Source organism: Methylobacterium sp. 275MFSha3.1, assembly GCF_900108435.1.
GTDB lineage: Bacteria > Pseudomonadota > Alphaproteobacteria > Rhizobiales > Beijerinckiaceae > Methylobacterium.
Genome location: NZ_FNWP01000006.1, coordinates 272,519 through 289,946, shown reverse-complemented (window position 1 = coordinate 289,946; position 17,428 = coordinate 272,519). Strand labels below are relative to the sequence as shown.

The window sequence follows — 17,428 nt, the reverse complement described above, 5'->3', positions numbered from 1 at the left end:
TCTGCTCGTCTCGCCGGTCGCGGCACCGGATCGTCCGGGCCTGCCTCTGACTCCCGACCGTGGCGGCGGCAAGGCCGCTCTTCCACCGGAGGCCCGCGCATGCCACATCCCGGTCGGGACGCGATACCGGGACGGAGCGCATGACCGCCACCCTCGATCTCCTGAAGACCCGCCGCTCGGTGCCGCCGGCGCTGCTGGACGAGCCCGGGCCCGACCGGGCGCAGCTGGAATCCATCCTGACGGCCGCCTCGCGGGTGCCCGACCACGGCAAGCTCGCGCCCTGGCGCTTCATCGTCATCGCCGGCGAGGCCCGGGCGAAGGTGGGCGAGGTCATCGCGGCGACCTTCGCGGCCGACAATCCCGACGCGGCGCCGGAGCGGCTCGCGCAGGAACGCGCCCGCCTGACCCACGCGCCGGTCGTCGTCGCGGTGGTCTCGCGGGCGGGCCCGCACGTGAAGATCCCGGACTGGGAGCAGGTGCTCTCCGCCGGTGCCGCCACCATGAACCTCGTGATCGCCGCGAACGCCGCCGGCTTCGCCACGTCGTGGCTGACCGAGTGGTTCGCCTACGACCGCCGCGTGCTCGACGCCCTCGGCCTCGCGCCCACCGAGAAGCTCGCCGGCTTCGTCCATATCGGCCGGGCGCGCGAGGTGCCCTCCGACCGGCCGCGGCCCGCCCTCGACGAGATCGTCACCTACCTCTGAAGGGACCGGCCGTGCACTACGACCTCGATCTGCCGCGCGAGTCGCGCGCCCTCCCGCACAACCCGCTGAAGGCCATCGTAGCGCCGCGACCGATCGGCTGGATCAGCGCCATGAACCGCGCGGGCGCGCTCAACCTCGCGCCCTACTCGTTCTTCAACGCCGTGGCCGACAACATGGTCGCGTTCTCCTCCTCGGGGCGGAAGGACGCGATGACCTTCGCCGAGGAGGGCCGGGAGTTCGTCTGCAGTCTCGCCACCTGGGACCTGCGCGACGGGATGAACGATTCCTCGGCGCCGCTGCCGCGCGGAACGAGCGAGTTCGCCTTCGCCAACCTGGAGACCGCGCCCTCGCAGAAGGTGCGGCCGCCGCGCGTGGCCGCCTCGCCGGCGGCCCTGGAGTGCCGGTGGCTCCAGACCGTGCCGCTGGTGCCCCTCTCGGGCGGGGAGGCGGAGAACTTCATGGTGATCGGGCAGGTGGTGTCGATCTACGTCGACGAACGGTACGTCGCGGACGGAATGGTCGATACGGCGGCGATGCACCCGATCATGCGCGGCGGATACTTCGACTATTTCCACGCCACCGCCGACACGCGTTTTCAGATGCGCCGACCGAAGGGCGCGGGGGAGTTCACCGGGTCCTGAAACAGGAACCGGTCGCGCGCGGCCGATTGAGGACTTGTTTACCATAGCGGGCGCAGGTTCGGGCGGTCTCCAGCACCGTGCCCGCCCGGATGTTCCTGTTCACCACGCCGTCGAGCCCACCGGAGAGCCCGCCGCCCCAGGCGCGGGCGCTGCCGGGCACGCCTGCCTCCGGGCCGGTGGTCCAAGCCATCCGCGACGGGGCGACGGCGAGCGGCGTCGGCTTCGACTATCTCCTCGCCACGGCGCGGCGGGAATCCGCCCTCGATCCCGCCGCCAAGGCCGGCACCTCCTCGGCCACCGGCCTGTTCCAGTTCATCGAGCAGACCTGGCTCGGCGTGATGAAGAATGCCGGGCCGCGGCTCGGCCTGCAGGCGCAGGCCGACGCGATCACCCGGCAGTCGGACGGCACCTACACGGTTCCCGACGCGGGCCAGCGGCAGGCGATCCTCGACCTGCGCCGCGATCCCAAGATCTCCGCGACGCTGGCCGGCGCGCTGACCCAGCAGAACGCCGACGCCCTCACGGGCGCCCTCGGCCGCGAGCCGACCGCGGGCGATCTCTACGCGGCCCACGTGCTGGGCGCGAAGGGCGCGGCCGCCCTGATCTCGACCGCCCGCGCCTTCCCCGAGCGCGCCGCCGCCCTCGACCTGCCGGAGGCGGCCGGTGCCAACCGGGCGCTGTTCTACGACCGCGCCGGCCGGCCGCGGAGCGCTGCCGAACTCTATGCCAGCCTCTCGGCGGCGGCCCAGGGCGCCGCGGCCACCGACCTCACCGGCCTGCGCCAGGACGGCGCCGCGGCGCCGCAGGCCATCTCGGCCTACGCCAGCGCGGCGACCGCGTTCGGCGGGACCTCGGACCTGCGCAGCCTGTTCCAGACGGACCAGCGCGGCGCGGCCTCCGACGCCGCGGCCCGTCTCTGGCAGGCGCGCAACAGCGCCGCGCCGGTGCAGCACGCGGCGCCGACCTATTTCCCGCGCTCCGACGCCGAGCCGCCACCGCGCGTCGCCGTCGCGGAGCCCGCCGTCACGGGTGCCATCCCGGGTGCCGTCACGGGCGCAACGGCCGGACCGGCGGCGACGTCGCCGGGCGCCGCCCTCCTCAATCCGCCGCTGCCGCCCCGCCGACCCGCGGAACTCGCGGCCGCGGCGTCCATGTCCGGCAGCAGGACCAGCCTGTTCGCCCCCCGGAGCGGTCGATGATCATCCGCGACTTTCTGGCCTGGACGCAGGACGCCTCGGCCGAGCGCCGGGCCGAGGCGACCGCGACGCTGGCCCGGACCTACCTCTACGGCGACCTGGGCGCCGACGCGGCCTGGGAGGCCAAGACCGCGCTGCTCGCGCTCCTCGACGACCCGTCGCCGCTCGTGCGCCGGGCGCTCGCCGAGACCTGCGCGGCCTCGGCGCGGGCGCCGCGCCCGCTGGTCGTCGCTCTGTCCTCCGACGTTCCCGAGGTGGCGCGGCCGGTGCTCGCCCGCTCGCCGGTCCTCACCGACGCCGACCTCGTGGACGCGGCCGCCCTCGGCGACGAGGCCACCCGCGCGGTGATCGCCGCCCGGCACCACCTCTCTCACGCGGTCGCGGGCGCCCTGGCGGAGATCGGCGAGACCGACACGCTGGTCGTACTCGCGGCCAATCCGACGGCGAAGATCACCGCGGGCCGGATGCTGCGCATGATCGAGCGCCGCGGCGACGAGGCCGCCCTGCGCGAGGCGCTCCTCGCCCGCGCCGACCTGCCGCCGGAGGTGCGCCATGCCCTCGGGATCGCGGTGGCGCGGGCGCTCACCGACTTCGTCACCGACCGCGCTTGGCTCGGCGCCGAGCGCTTGGACCGGATGAGCCGCGAGGCCGGCGAGCGCGTCGCGCTCGAGGCTTGCGAGGGCTTCGGCGCGGCCGCCGTGACGCGGCTGGTGACCCATCTGCGCGCAAGCCGGCAGCTGACCGCGGGCCTGATCCTGCGCGCCGTGCTCTCGGGCCGGACGGACTTCGCGCTCGCCGCCCTGGCCGACCTGTCGGGACAAGATCATGCCGGGGTCGCCCGGGCCATGCGCGACCCGCGCCTGTTCGCGGACCTGCACGACCGCGCCGGGCTGCCCGAAGCGCTCCTGCCGGCGATGCAGGCGGCGCTCTCCGCCTGGCAGGAACTCGCCCGCGCGGCGGCCCCGGTCCGGGGCACCGGCCTGTCGCGGCGCCTCATCGAATCCGCCATCGGAGCCTGCGGCGACCTGTCGGATCCGGAGATGCACCCGGTCATCACGCTGCTCAACCGCTACGAGGCCGAGGCGGCCCGCGACGAGGCGCGCGAGGTGGCCCGCGCCATCGCCGCCCAGGCGCTGGCGCGCGAGACCGCCCGCCGTGAGGCCGAGGCCGCCGACGCCGCGTGGCGCGCCGCCCTGGAGAGCCAGCGCCGGACCGCTTTCGCGGAGGAGACCGATACGGCGACCCCGGTCGTCGTGGCGATCGCCGACGCCGCGGACGGGCCTGCCGCGGCCGAGCCGGTCAACCCGGTGGGCGCGATCCTCGACGCGCTGCCCGAGCAGATCCTGGCCTGGTACCGGCCCGAGGAGGTCGACCCGGAGGTCCAGGCCGCGACCGACCTCGTGCTCGACGGTCTGGGCGACAGCATCCTCGATCATTTCCGCGCCAGCCGGGACCCCGCCGGGCCGGAGCCGGCCGCGAGCGAGGATAAGCCGGAGCGGATCGCCGCCTGATCGCCGCCTGGATCCGCCAAGGCTCGCCGCTCGGGGGAGCGATGGCACCGGACATCTCCCGATATCGCCGGCTGCCGGGCGAGGAGCCGCGCTACGTCCTGGCGGAGGCGCGGACGCTGATCGCGGAGCGCGCCTACCTGTTCAGCCTCTACGCGGTCGACGTGGTCGCCTCCGACGGGCTGACCGGCCGACACGTTCTCGCCGTGCCGGTCGCGATCAGCGCGGTCTCGATCACGGTGGGCCTCGTCCTGACCGAGGCGGATTCCCGCAGGGCCGAGGCGGGCGATCTCGCGGGCGTCGCGTCCCTCGCCCAGGCGGTGCAGGGCGGATACCGGCGCTTCCGAACCTTCCCGGCGAACGAGCTCGGGCGTTTCGTGCTCTGACGGCTCAGATCCGAGGCGGGCGCCCGGACCTGAACTCAGTTCGGCGGCCGATAGGCCTCCGGCGGCAGGTCGCGGAAGAAGGTCTCGCCGGGGGCCTGCCCCGGCGCCGGCTTCGGTGCGATCCCGCTGCCGCTCCCCTCGGTGATGTAGCGCTGGCCGCCCGGCTCCGGCAGCACCGGTGCGGTGGTCTGGGGGGTCGGCGGCACGATGTAGCGCTTCTGATCCGGCGCCCCGGCGCTCGGGGACGGTGCCGGCGGCGCGACGGGCGGCGCCGCGGGTGGCGCGACGGGCGACGCCACGGGCACCTGCGGCGGTGACGCGGCCGGCGTCCGCACCGGCGGAACCTCGTCTCGGCGTGCCTCGGCCGCGGCCGGCCGGCTCGGGCGGCGGACGGCGGCCCGCGGCGCGACCCGACGCGGCGGGACGCGCGCGACAACCGGCGGGGGGCGGGTGCCGGGCAGGGCGATCCTGAGGCCCTCCACCGCCCGCACGAGGTCGCCGAGGCTGGCCTCGGCGGTGCGGCACAGCCGGATCCGCAGGGAGATCGCGCGGCGCGCGAGCGGCTCCGCCTGGAACAGAGCGGGCGGCTGCCCGCCGGCGGACGCGGCGCCGCGTCCGCCCTCGATCCACTGCCAGGCGTAGAGGCAATCGGCGCCGAGCGCGATGCCAACCGGGCCGTAGGCGTTCCGCAGCGGCGGCCGCACCGTCATCGCCTGCCCGGGAAACCGGACGGCGATCTCCCCCGCGATCCCGAACTCGCTGGGCTTGGCCAGCCGCGGCGGGAAGGCGAGGAGCAGGTCGGCGGTCTCCCGGCGCAGGGCGATCTCGGCGTGGTTGCGACCGTCGCCGCCGGCATAGCGCAGCCGCTGGTCGAACCCGTCGCGCTCGCGCGTCTCGATCACCGCGGTCAGCGTCCCGGCGCCGGGCAGGGTCAGGACCGGGACCGTCTGCGCCCGCGCGACGGCGGGCAGCAGGAGCCACGCCAGGGCGCAGAGCCGGGCCGTACGGATCGCGGCGCGCCTCACGGGGTGGTCCGCTCGGTCGTGGCGGAGGTGTCGTAGGCCGAGCGCGCGGGCAGCTGGAACCGCTTCGCCTCGGAATTCTCGGGTCGCCCGCGCTCGGCCTGCTGGTCCTGCCACAGGGTGCCGGCGGCGGGCGGCGACAGGAATTCGGGCTTGTCGACGCCGCGATAGTCCGGGAGCAGGGCGTAGCCGAACCGCTCGTAGGGCATCGGGCCCGCGCCGGGCACGCGCCGGGCCACCAGGGGCGGCGCCGGGGTCGCGGGCTCGCGGGCGTAGGTCCCCGCGGGAACAGGCTCGGCCAGGACCCGCGCGAGCCCCGGCGGCGGGTAGCGGAGCGCGTTCTCCATGGAGACCGCCAGGGGAAACTCGTTGCGCTGCACGGCGAGGGGCTTGGCGTCCGTGCCGGCCGCCGGCAGGTCCGGCCGCGGCACCCGGTTGATCGGCGGCGTCTCGACCCGCGCCGCGGGCGCGGCGTGCCGCCCGGGTGCGGGCCCGGTGGCGGCGGGCACGGGGTCGCAGGGCAGCGGCGACCCGCCGGCATTCTCGCGGAACAGCAGGTCGACCACTTTCGCGAAGAGGCCGTCGTAGCGGTTCACGACCTCGAGGTACGGACGCTGCCGCTTCAGGCGCTGCAGCGTGAGGGCGTAGCCGAAAACGGTCCCCTCGCTCGGCATCCAGGCGACGGCCCGCTGGAACCACTCCAGCGCCGTGTCGAACTGGCAGGAATTGTAGGCGTACCACGCCAGCCCCTGGGCGCCTTCGCCCGAGGTGGAGGCCGTCACGACCTGGGCGTAGCGGGCGATGCGCGCGGGCTCGATCGCGGGCGGGCGGGGCAGCGTCAGCTTCTGCTCCAGGATGTCGATGTAGAGCAGCTCGTTGCCCACGAACTTGTCGCGCCACGCGTAGGCGACCTCCTCGGCCTCGCGCGCCATGTCGAGCTGGCGCAGGGTCAGGGCGAGCCCGTGGGCGACCATCGCGTCGCCGCCCCGGGCGATCGCCTGCTTGAACCATTCGAGCGCCTCCCGGAACTGGCGGCGCTTGTAGGCGTACCAGCCGAGGAGGCTCGTCTGGGTGGGATCGCCGCTCTTGCGGGCGACGGCCTGGAAGGCCGCGAGATCGGCGGGGGTCGGGGTCTCGGCGCTCTCCTCGTGCAGGAAGGCCGCGATCCGGGCACGGGTGATGTCGAGGCGGATCGCGTCGAATTCCGACGCCCCGTTCGCGCCCCGATGCCCCATCTCGATCAGGCGCTCCGCCTGCGCCATGCGCAGATGCGCCATCGCCTTCTGGATGGTGGCGAGGCGCACGCCGGAATCGGCGTTGCCGTCGAGGATCGACTTGTAGAGCTCGAAGGCCTCGTCGCCCGAGCCGGTATCGCCCAGGGCGTCGGCGACCATCCAGATGCTCTGGACGTCGAGCGGATCGAGGGCGCCGGAATCGGCGCGGTAGAGGTCGATGATCGCGTCGGCGTCCTTGCCGGTGAGCGCCGTGATCCGGGACCGGAACTCGGCCCGGCGGAGCTTGCGCGCGAGCTCCTCGGAGGGCTGCCACGCGGGGTCGATCGACCTGCGCGCGACGATCGCCGCGCGGAGGTCGTCGAACCGCCCCGCGGTGAAGAGGTCCCACAGGGGCGCCTCTTCGGGCGGGCTCGGCTGCAGCGCGTTGAGGTCCGGCGGCTCGTTCCAGCCGGGATAGAGCCGCTTCAGGCGGGCGATCTCGGCCTTCATCCGAGCCGTCTGCTTCTGGGCCGCGTAGTAGCGCAGCGCGCTCTCGTCGACCATGTCGGTCGTGCGCGACGTGGCCGGGTCAGCCAGGATTGCCGGCGCGCGCGGGCCGTCGCCGTAGACGATGCGGGGCTCGGACCGTGTCGGCGCGGCGGGAGACTGCGGCGCGGGACCGGGTCGCGCGTCGACCTGCGCGGCGGCCGGCGCGGTGGACAGCGCCAGCATCAGGAGGCAGGGCGCGGCCGGTCGGAGGCGTGCCGGCGGACGACCGGTCAGGACTTCAGGCATGACGGGTAACGCGTGCGGGCCGCGGTCAGGGCGAGGAGGCTCAGAGTGGCCGGGTAGTAGTTCTGGTTGCCGATGTCGCCGCGCGCATCCTCGGGGAAGGGCATCCCGTCGAGGGCGCAGGCCACCAGGGCCGGGAGCCCCATGTAGCCGGCCTCGGTGAGCCACTCGACCTTCCGCCCGTCGCCGGTGTCGACGATCGGCAGCCGTTCCCGATCGGCGCCCGACCACAGGGCCTGGAACGGCGCGAGGTCGTCGGGCCGCACCAGCCCCGCCCAGACGAGGTAGAGCGGGATCCGGATGGCGTTGTAGGAGAACAGCGGCGGGAAGCCATTTGCGGGACGAGGCGCCTCCTTGGCGGAGATCCACTCGGTGGGCAGGTTGCTCGGACCGAAGCGCGACTGCCGCAGCAGGGCGAGGCCACTGCGCGTCAGGGCCGCCCAGTCGTATTCCGGCGCGACGAGGGCGAGGCGCGGGAAGGCGGGGAAGATCCAGTAGGAGAGGTTGATCAGCGGACCGTCCGGGCGCTCCCGCGCTGAGAAGCCCGAGACCGCCGGCAGCAGCAGCGCCCCGTGCGGGTCCCGGAACAGGATGGTCTTGCGCCCGAACTCGATGGCAATCCGGCGCGCGGCGGTCCGGTAGCTCAGCTCGTTCCAGGCCTCGGCCGCCTCGGTGAGCGCCCAGGCGATCAGGATGTCGCCGTCGGTGGCGTTGTTCATGTCGCTGACCGCCGGACGCTTGTCGGGTGACCAGCGCCACGCCAGCAGCTCGTCGCCGCGGACCATCAGGTTGGCCCGGGTCCAGCCCCAGATCCGCTCGAAGCTGACCCGATCACCGGCCGCCACGGCGAGCAGCATGCCGTAGCCCTGGCCCTCGCTGTGGCTGATCTGACCGTTCGCGGTGTCGACCACGCGCCCCTGGTCGGTGATGAACCGCGCGCGGTAGGCCCGCCACGCGGCGTCGTTGCCGAGCTTGCCGGCGAGCCCCTGGGTCGCGGTCCGGGGCACCTGCGCGGGCTGCGTGCCCGGCTGCGCGGTACTCGGAGGCACGGCGGGCTCGTCCTGGGGCGAGGCCGCCGCCGCGGGCAGGATCGCCGCGGCGAGGAAAGCTGCGGCGAGGGGGGTGCGGGCGCGGCGGCTCATGGATTCTTCCTGCCGACGTTGCGCACGAGGCTCGTGGTGGCCAGGCCGAGGCAGAGAGCCATCGCGAGGGTCATGCCCACGTAGTATTCCGTGTTGATCGACAGCCAAGCCGCGGACACGAGGCGCAGGTTCGGCAGAGATCGCGGCTGCGTCTCGACGATCTCGATCCGCTCGGGCCGGGACGTCACCAGCGTGCCGTTCGACGCGTCGAGGAAGGCGGCGCTGCCGCCGAGCCTCGCCCAGACCACCGGGTCGACGAGGCAGGAGACGGACGCCTTCAGCAGCGACGCGTTCGGCGCGGTCACGATCACGGTGTTGCTCGACTGGACCGGGGGACCCTCGGCGATGAGCAGCGAGGCCGTGGCCGGAACCTCGACCGTCTCGTCCGGCTTCACCTGCGCCGTGATCGTCTGGCGCAGGGAGTGCACCGTGCCGGTGATCTCGTTCCAGACGCTGTCCAGGGCCGCCCAGATCTGGCGCGAGCCGCGTGTCGACGCCTCCCAGCGGTCGATGAGTTCACGGTCCGACGCGGAGCCCGGCGAGGGGGCCGGGGCCGTGGTCGGGGAGGGCCCGGCGCTCGTCTCGCCCTGAGATTGCGGCGCCTGCTGGGCCGGGGCGGGCTGCGCCGGGCGCACCTGCGGGATCAGCGTCGGCAGGGCGCAGCGCATCGGCAGGTTGCGGCGCAGGCGATCGAGGGTGAGCACGCCCTCGGGACCGAACTGACCCGGGGTGGCGACCATGTCGGCGCGGCCTTCCCAGACCCGCTGGACCTGCTGCGGATCGAAACCGACCGATTCCAGGAGCGCCGGGTCGAGGGCGCGGGCGGGCGCGACCACGAGCTGGCTCGTGTCGGACACGACCTGCTGCTGGGTCACGACCTCGAAATCGATGACGCGCTCGGCCGCCATCGCCAGTCGGGCGGCGAGGGTCGCGGCCGCGTCGGCGCTGTCGCGGTCGGGCGTCGGCAGCACGAGGCGCGCGCGCTGCCCCGGGACGACGAACGGTACGGCGCCCCCCTTGATCGCCGCGAGGTCGGGGCTGCGCGCCGCCCGGGCGAAATGCGGGATCTCGATCCGCGATCGGTCGAGGAACAGGAAGCGCGCCTGCTTGGCCGCCGGGCTGAGGGTGTCACAGACCTGGTCGGCGGCGTTCGGCAACTGCGCCGAGATCTCGACGTGGTTCACCCCCGGGCGCCAGAGGCTGAAGGGCAGGGGGATCGCGCTGTCGTCGAACACCTCGCCGCGCCCGTCGGGCAGCGGGACGCTGGCCGCGTTGCGCCCGTTGATGTCGATGACGATGCGGGCCTCCGAGGAGAGCCCGGCCACGTAGGCCCCGGCCAGGTGGAGCATCACCTTGCCGTAATCGGCCGGGACGAAATCCCCGGGAAAGCGGAGGGCGAAGCCGACATGGAGCAGGCGCCCCGAGAACTCGCGGGACGTCACGCCGAGGCGGTCGAGCGTCAGATTCTCGCCGCCGTGCACCATGTAGCCGCGGAACAGCTGGACCGCCTTGAGCCCGCCCGGCGTCCCGTTGTCGGGTGGGACGGCGAGGTTGGTGATGGCCTGACGGACGTCCTCGTCGCGGGCCCCGGTGACGACCAGGGTCGGCGGTGTGTTCGGCCGCGTCGGCAGGATGGCGAGGCGGGGCCCGCTGATCGGGCCGAGTTCGGGAACGCCTTCGATGCCGGCGATCTCGGAGGCTGTACCGACGACGAGGTTGATGCCGTTTCGGCCCTGCAGGGGAGGGCCGAAGGTCACCGTCGGACGGGCGACCCGTCCCACGAGGGCGAGGGCCTGCACCGCCTCGATCATGCGCTCCAGGCGAGCGAGGTTCGGGCGCTCGTTCAGGATGACCTGGATCGGCAGGGCGCCGCTCTCGTCCGGCTCCGCGGCGGCGAGAGACCGGACGTCCATGTCGGTCGCCGGCGGGACCACGAGGCCGGATCGCGACGGGTCGATCTGCGTCCACAATTCGTAGGTCGCCCCGACCGAGCAGTCGACGCGATGGCGCTGGCTGGCGGTGAAGGTGACGGCGTTGTAGCCGGGCTTCAGCACGCCGTCGCCGATGGCGAACTCCACCACCTTCACGGCACCGGGCGCCTGGATGCGGGTCCAGCCGACCTTCGTCCCGTTGACGAAGGCAGCGAGTTCGGAACTCTCCGGCGCCACCGAGATCGCCGACAGGTAGGAGAGGCGCAGCCGTGCCGGTCCCCGCGTCTGCGCCTCGGTGAGGTAGACGGGGTAGCGCAGAGAATCCTCTTCCCCGGTCAGGCGGAAGCCGCGCGGGCCGGACGGAAGCCGGCGCGCCGGCGCGATGGTCGCTTGGATCGCCGCGCGCGGCACCGTCTGAGGCGCGGCGGTCCGGGGCGGCTCGGACGGGCGCGCGGTCGGCCGCGTCTCCGTCGCCGACGCGTCCGGCCGGCGCGCGGGGCCCGACCCGTCCTCGGACGGCGCGCGCAGGGCGTTGCCGCTCGGCGGGACGGTCAGCCGCTCCGCCGGCCCCGAGCCCAGGAAGCTCTGGGCCAGGGCAGGAACGCTCGCGAGACCGAGCAGCAGTCCCAGCACGGGGAGGCGGAGCCGAGCACCCATCGCCGTCACGCCGCGCTCGTGCGCCGGCCGCGAAGCTCGGCCAGGGTGCGCTCGTTCTCGTAATCCATCATCAGGCGGACCCAGTCGTCCCCGCTCTCGATGTCGGTGGGTTTGGCGGTCGCGGGCAGCGACGGCGCCGCAGCGGGGGCTGCCGGTGCCGGGACGGACGGCACCGGAGCCGGCACCGGCGCCGCGGCGGCGTCGTGCGGTGCGTCGTAGACCGGCGCCTCCTCGATCTCGACGGGCCTGGGGCGCCGGCTCGCGAGAAGATAGCGGAGCGCGCGGAACGGCTCGACCAAGCCCCACCACGCGAATTGCAGCGTGCCGGTGGGAATATCCTTGTGCCGCCGCCGCCGCAGCTGGAAGCGCCGCATCGCCTCGGCGTCCCCGTACATGAGTCCCGCGAGCGCCGGGTAGTCGCGGATGGACAGCGTGCCAAAGTTCACCCGCATGACGAGCTCCTGTCCGTCGCGCGTCGCCTGGTCCAGGTGCACCGGAAGCGGCGCGGTCCGGCGCGCGCCGGCCGTCGGCTCGACGCTGAGCGTCCCCCGCAGCGGCGGGCGCGTGAGCCCCGGATCGAGGGCGCCGCCGAGGAGGCGCAAGGTGCAGGCTTCGGCGGAGACGCGCTCGATCGAGACGTCGACGCTGTGCCCGGCGACCGTGAGGACGCCGCGGCGATCGATCGCCAGGGAGGGCGTGCGCTCGAGCTGGCGCCGCTCGGCGCAGACCCCGAGGGACGCGCCCGCGGTGAGCAGGTTGAAGAAGTTCCACAGCCCGACCACCAGCATGAGGTTGGTCACGCCGGGCTCGTACAGGTAGCGCCACGCCGCGACGGCGCAGCCGAGCATCAGGAGCAGGTAGATCAGGAAGAACGGAAGGGCGAGCGACGAGATGTGGTCGTGGTCGAGGGTCGCCCCCTTGTTGGTGACGTTGAAGGTCGGCTTGCGGGGCGACGCGATGACAGAGACGATTGCCTTGGCCAGGTAGACGCCCTGGATGTACTCGTAGAGTTCCGACACGAACGGCCATCGGAACTTGCCGTAGATGTAGTTCTGGATCATCAAGTTGATGATGATGTAGGTCAGCGTGTAGGCGATCGACTCGTCCACGCTGGCCACGAAGATCTTCAGGTCGAAGAAGATGTGCAGCAGCGGCGCGAACATGAAGATCAGCCGCGGGATCGGGAAGAACCAGAAGGTCATGCTGGAGAGGTAGGCGATCTTCTGGATGGGCTTGAGGCCCTTCTGGAAGGCCGGGTTCTTCAGCAGCAGGATCTGGAACATCCCCTGGCACCAGCGGGAGCGCTGGCCGATGAAGTCCGCCAGTGTGTCGGGCTGCAGGCCGGCGATCAGAGGCTTGTCGACGTAGGCGCTGTTCCAGTTGCGCGAGTGCAGCTCGAAGGCGGTCTCGCAATCCTCCGTGATGGTGATGCCCGAGAAGCCGCCGGCCTCGTCGAGGGCGGTGCGGCGCAGAAGGGCCGCCGAGCCGCAGAAGAACGAGCCGTTCCACTTGTCGAGGCCGCGCTGCGTGACCGCGTAGAACATCTCGTTCTCCGAGGGCATGCGCTCGAAGGTCCGCAGGTTGCGCTCGACCGGGTCGGGGTTGAGGAACGCGTGCGGCGTCTGCACGAGGAACAGGCGCGGATCCTGCGCGAAATAGCCGACGGTCTCGGTCAGGAACGAGCGGAACGGGACGTGGTCGGCGTCCAGCACCGCCACGAGGTCCCCCCGGGCATGGGCGAGACCGTTGTTGAGGTTGCCCGCCTTCGCGTGCTCGTTCCGGGCGCGGGTGAGGTAGCGGGCGCCGAGCTCGTCGCAGAGCGCTTGCAGCTCGCCCCGACGGGCGCGCGCCGCCGCGGCCTTGGCCGGGTCGGCATCGCTGCACTTCTGGTCGGTACCGCCGTCGTCGAGCAACCACACCGTGAGCTTCTCGGGCGGGTAGTTCAGCTGTCGCGCCGCCGCCAGGGTCATGGCAAGGATCGCGGCATCCTCGTTGTAGCTCGGGACGAACACGTCGACCGTGGGCAGGTCGGCGGCCGGGGCAGCCGGCGGCGGGTCGCGCCGCAGCGGGTCCGCGTTGATGATCAGGCTGACGAACAGGATGAAGACGCAGTAGAGCTCGGCCACCAGCAGGATCAGGCCGAAGCCGAAGCTGACCGGGTCGCCCGGCGAGGGCAGCGTGTTGGTGAGCCGCCACAGGATGTAGCGCAGCACCACGAGGCTGCCGAGCGCCATGAAGACGAACCGCGTGCGCGGCCCGTCGAGCACGGCCCACAGCACGATCATCACCGCCATGGCGGCGAGGCTCATGGCGAGCTGGGCCTGCGTCCCGACCGGCTGGCTGAGCAGGGCGAGGCTGGCGACTGTCGCCCCAACCCAGGCCAGCCAACGCAACGCCTGCCTCACGCTACAGCCTCCCGGGCCAAGAATCCCTCGGATCGAGGTGCAACGGCTCTACCGCCGGGTTTGTACAGCGACGATGGTCAATGAACAAACCCATTCGTAATATCCGGCCCACTCCACTTGGCCGGAAATTACGGTTAACTTAGGAATGTGGGCAACCCAGATGATGCCCGGCGTGGCGAAGTCGATCGGGCTGCGAGAACGAGACCGGGACGCGCCGTTGCGCCGAATACATTAATATTCCGTTCTAAAGCTTCGCTATAAACGGCTTCGGTGCGGCGCAGGCGACGTAGAGCGCCATGGATAGTCGGAACGACCCGCCCGGCGGACCGCGCCGCGTCGGGGGGCACGGCCGGGTTGCGCCGCGGGCCTTAATCGACCCTTAACGAAAATCGCGCCTCGCTCGGGACCGACCCCCGGGCGTACGGATGACCGCGAAGCCGCTGCAGATCTCCCTCGGATTGCTCAACGCGCTGCAGGTGGCGATCGCCGCGGCGGCGGGGTTCGCGGCCGCCGTCCTGATCGTCGTCCCGGCCGCGCGGCCCGGACCCGCGGCGTCCCCGCAGGAGATGGTCGGTTCGGCCTCGCGCGCCTACGTCGCCGCCCTCGCGGCGCGGCTGCGGCAGACGGTGGTCGACGCGCGCAACGCCGCCCTGATGCTCCGCGACGACGAGGGCCTGCTCTCCGCCGACCAGCGCGCCGCGCGCCTGCGCGGGTGGCTCGACCTCAACCCGGTCTACCGGGACGCCGTCCTCGTCGCGCCCGACGGTACCGTGCTGGCGGCCCGGGACGAGCGCCGCGTCGGCAGCAGCGTCGCGCGGCAGACGTGGTTCCTGCGCGGCCGCGCGGCCGGGGTCATCGTGGTCAGCGACGGGGCGGAGGCCGACTCGCCGTTCGGGACCGCCGTGGCGCTGGGCGAGCGCGGTCAGGACGGCCTGCTGCGCCTCGACGCCGACCCGAGCTATCTCACCAAGGTCGAGGAGGAGGTGCGGCGCGCCGCGGCGCTGCCCGACACCCTCGGCTTCCTCGTCGCCACCCCGGACAGCCGGGTCCTGTCGGGGGCCCCGAGCCCGTTCCGGACGACGGCCGTCTCGGCCACGACGCCGATGCGTGTCGCGGCCGAGATCGGTTCGCCGGGATGGCTGGTAACGGCGCAGGCCGTGCCCTCCGGCGCGGCGCTCGCCGCGTCGCCGGACTGGCGGATGCTGGGCGTCGGGCTCGCCCTGATCCTCTGCGCGGCGGCGCTCGGCTTCGTCGCGGGAGAGCGGCTGACGCGACCGCTGCGCCGCCTCCTGAGGGGCGAGGGCGAGACCGAAGCGCCCCGCACGTGGATCGGCGAGTTCGCGGCGCTCTCGGACGTCTTCGCGGGTCATCGCCGCAGCGCCGGGCTGCAGATGGCCGGCGCCGGGTCCGAGGTCGCGCGCCTCAAGGCGCGGCTGACCACCTTCGAGGCGGTCTCAGGCTGGGCCTGCTGCGAGATCGATCCGGACACCGGCCGGACCCTATTGGATTCGCGGAGCGCGGCCGGCGACGACGGAGCCCCCATCGCCGCTCCGTTCGCCGCCTGCTTCGTCGCCGAGGACCGGCCCGTGCTCGACCGGGCGCGCGACGCCGCCCTCGCGGCCGACGGCCCGCACGACGTGACCCTGCACCTCCGCGACTGGCCGGAGCAGCAGGTCCAGGTGAGGCTGCTGTGCCTCGCCGACGCCAGGGGCGACCGTCGGCTCTTCGCCCTGATGCGGAAGCTGCCGGGCGGCGAGGGGGCGACCCTGCCGCAGCCCGTCGAGCCGCGTCGCAACCTCGTCCTGCGGCGGGTGACCGACGGCATCGTCCACGAGTTCAACGACGTCCTGACCGTCGTCCTGACGAATCTCACGCTGCTGGCGCGGCGCCACACCCTCGGGAACGACCAGGAACGGCTGGTCGGGCGGGCGACGGCCGGCGCGCGCCGGGGCGCGGCGCTCACCCGCCGGATGCTGCACCTCGTGCGCGGCGACGAGACCGGCATCACCCTCGCCGAGACCGACCTCGCCACCACCTTCGAGGGCTACCTGCCGTTCCTGGCCGCGAACGCCCTCGGCGAGATGCCGGTCCTCAACCGCATCCCCGCCGGGTTGCCGCCCCTCCTGTGCAGCGAGCGCGTGCTGGAGCTGCTGCTCCTCAACCTGGCCTTCCATATTCGAGACGCCGGCCTCGCCGGCTTCGCCATCGCGGCCGTCGAGGGCACCCCCGAGGACATGGGCGCCGCGGCGGAAGTTGCGGCCTACGTGCGCGTGCTCGTCAGCAGCGGTCGCCGACCCGAGGCCGCGCCGCTGCCGACGGCAGCAGGCCCGACCCTCGCGGCGGCCGCGGCGCTCGTGACCGAGAGCGGCGGCCACTGGCGCCTGATCCGCGACGGCACCGGCGCCGAGCCGTTCCTGGCCGAGTTCTGGCTGCCCGCCGCGCCCCCGGCCGTCGCCACGCTCCCTCCGATCCGCGCGGCGGGGCTGAAGATCCTGCTCGTGGAGAGCGACGGCCTCGTGCGGGCCAGCGTCGCAGAGGTGCTCGCCGATCTCGGCCACGCGGTGGTCCAGGCCGCCTCCGGGGCGCACGCCCTCGAGATCCTCGCCCGCGACGCCGCCTTCGACGCGATGATCGTCGATCAATCGATGCCGGTGATGGCCGGCCTCCAGCTCGCCGCCACCGTAGTCGAGCGCTACCCGCAGATCCGGGTCATCCTCGCCAGCCCACACGGCCAGCTGCCGCGCTCCGCCGACGCCTTCCTGCGGATCGACAAGCCTTTCCGCAACGAGGACCTGCAGGTCGTCCTCGACGCCGCGGTCCGCGCGCGCGCGGCCTGATCGCCGCGCGTCCCGCCCGACGCAGCGACCGCGCGGTTCTCGCGCTCGCTCTCCGCGCAGACGCCCTGATCGAAACTCAGTCCTTCCAAAAGCGGATGTTAACTATTGTCGACGAGTGTTGGTTAAAGCGTAAATCGTACCTTAACGGAGCCTTTGAATATGGGCGGGACTGCGAAACCAGCTGCCCGACATCCTCGCACTCCGTTCACGACCGTTCTGGCTCTCTTGTGCGCCTGCGCGGCGGCCTCCGCCACGCAGGCCGCCGCCGCCGACCTCCCGGCGCGCAGCGCCGGCGCCGACTGGTACACGGGCGCCTCGCAGCAGGCGGTCGACGACAGCTGGGCCGTCGCGGTCGACGGATCCACGAGCGTCACGTCGAACAGCTCGGCCTTCGGCTCCGTGACGGTGACCGCCGCGCCGAACGGCTCACCCACCCGGGACGGCCTGCGGGTCCGCGTGGACGCCATCGGCGGCACCTACTCGTATCCCGGCCGGTCCGTCGCGACGCGGGTCACCGGCTACCAGCAGGAAGGCGCCCTGCAGGCGGGTTACGAGTGGGTCTGGAAGGACGCGGCCCTCGCAGGATTCATCGGCTTCAACGTCCGCAGCAACCAGCTGTCGATTCCCGATCCGGGCAACCCGGTCGTCGGTACGGGCGTCGGGCTGAAGGTCGCGGGCAATTTCTACGCGACGCCGACCGACCGGACCATGGTCTCGGCCTACGGCTCGTACTCGACGAAGTTCAACGCCTACTACTCGCGCCTGCGCGTCGGCTACATGCTCGCCGACGGCGTCTATATCGGACCCGAGGCGCTGTTCCTCGGCGACGACTTCTTCCGCCAGTACCGGATCGGCGCCCACCTGACCGGCGTCCGCTTCGGACCCGTCCAGATGTCGGTGGCCGCCGGCTACGTCCGGGATCGGGTGCAGGGCTCCGGGTACTATTCCAGCATCGAGGCGCGCTCGACCTTCTAGATTATGGCGCGGGCTGCC

General features: G+C 73.1%; 12 protein-coding genes. 7 read left to right on the top strand and 5 right to left on the bottom strand.

Features of this window, described 5'->3' with window-relative positions; genetic code table 11:
- The first annotated feature begins 140 nt into the window (after positions 1 to 140).
- From BLW78_RS09340 to BLW78_RS09320, 5 genes are all read left to right on the top strand, one after another.
- Positions 141 to 704 (top strand): nitroreductase family protein, encoded by a 564-nt coding sequence (locus BLW78_RS09340; RefSeq protein ID WP_091678832.1) that lies wholly within the window; start codon positions 141 to 143, stop codon positions 702 to 704.
- A gap of 11 nt (positions 705 to 715) precedes the next feature.
- Positions 716 to 1,345 carry a flavin reductase family protein gene (locus BLW78_RS09335; RefSeq protein WP_091678829.1) on the top strand — a complete coding sequence of 210 codons (630 nt, stop codon included), beginning with the start codon at positions 716 to 718 and terminating at the stop codon, positions 1,343 to 1,345.
- Between the two features lie 89 nt (positions 1,346 to 1,434).
- Entirely contained in the window at positions 1,435 to 2,544 is a 1,110-nt protein-coding gene (locus BLW78_RS09330; protein WP_091678826.1) for a lytic transglycosylase, read from the top strand.
- Positions 2,541 to 4,052 (top strand): DUF2336 domain-containing protein, encoded by a 1,512-nt coding sequence (locus BLW78_RS09325; RefSeq protein WP_091678823.1) that lies wholly within the window; start codon positions 2,541 to 2,543, stop codon positions 4,050 to 4,052. The genes BLW78_RS09330 and BLW78_RS09325 overlap by 4 nt, the downstream gene beginning before the upstream one ends.
- A gap of 41 nt (positions 4,053 to 4,093) precedes the next feature.
- Positions 4,094 to 4,435 (top strand): hypothetical protein, encoded by a 342-nt coding sequence (locus BLW78_RS09320; RefSeq protein ID WP_082557710.1) that lies wholly within the window; start codon positions 4,094 to 4,096, stop codon positions 4,433 to 4,435.
- Positions 4,436 to 4,470: 35 nt separating this feature from the next.
- Here the strand turns inward: BLW78_RS09320 and bcsN are convergent, their stop codons facing one another.
- Genes bcsN through bcsA form a run of 5 tightly spaced genes read right to left on the bottom strand, consistent with a single transcriptional unit; the run spans position 4,471 to position 13,598 of the window.
- The gene (bcsN, locus tag BLW78_RS09315) at positions 4,471 to 5,460 is read right to left on the bottom strand and encodes a cellulose biosynthesis protein BcsN (RefSeq protein WP_244526872.1); all 990 of its coding nucleotides are present in this window, start codon (positions 5,458 to 5,460) and stop codon (positions 4,471 to 4,473) included.
- Positions 5,457 to 7,466, bottom strand: a complete 2,010-nt coding sequence (locus tag BLW78_RS09310) for a hypothetical protein (RefSeq protein WP_091678820.1) — start codon at positions 7,464 to 7,466, stop codon at positions 5,457 to 5,459. The genes bcsN and BLW78_RS09310 overlap by 4 nt, the downstream gene beginning before the upstream one ends.
- The gene (locus tag BLW78_RS09305) at positions 7,451 to 8,605 is read right to left on the bottom strand and encodes a family 8 glycosyl hydrolase (protein ID WP_091678817.1); all 1,155 of its coding nucleotides are present in this window, start codon (positions 8,603 to 8,605) and stop codon (positions 7,451 to 7,453) included. Before BLW78_RS09305 ends, BLW78_RS09310 begins: the two co-directional genes overlap by 16 nt.
- Complete coding sequence (locus tag BLW78_RS09300; RefSeq protein ID WP_091678901.1) at positions 8,602 to 11,193, bottom strand: cellulose biosynthesis cyclic di-GMP-binding regulatory protein BcsB; 2,592 nt, start codon at positions 11,191 to 11,193, stop codon at positions 8,602 to 8,604. The genes BLW78_RS09305 and BLW78_RS09300 overlap by 4 nt, the downstream gene beginning before the upstream one ends.
- Positions 11,194 to 11,198: 5 nt before the next feature.
- A complete protein-coding gene (gene bcsA, locus BLW78_RS09295) occupies positions 11,199 to 13,598 on the bottom strand; it encodes a UDP-forming cellulose synthase catalytic subunit (RefSeq protein ID WP_170855130.1) in 2,400 nt (799 codons plus the stop codon).
- Between the two features lie 425 nt (positions 13,599 to 14,023).
- Here bcsA and BLW78_RS09290 point away from each other — a divergent pair, with 425 nt between their 5' ends.
- Complete coding sequence (locus tag BLW78_RS09290) at positions 14,024 to 16,435, top strand: response regulator (protein WP_091678812.1); 2,412 nt, start codon at positions 14,024 to 14,026, stop codon at positions 16,433 to 16,435.
- Between the two features lie 159 nt (positions 16,436 to 16,594).
- A complete protein-coding gene (gene bcsS / locus BLW78_RS09285) occupies positions 16,595 to 17,410 on the top strand; it encodes a cellulose biosynthesis protein BcsS (protein ID WP_091678810.1) in 816 nt (271 codons plus the stop codon).
- Positions 17,411 to 17,428 lie beyond the last annotated feature (18 nt).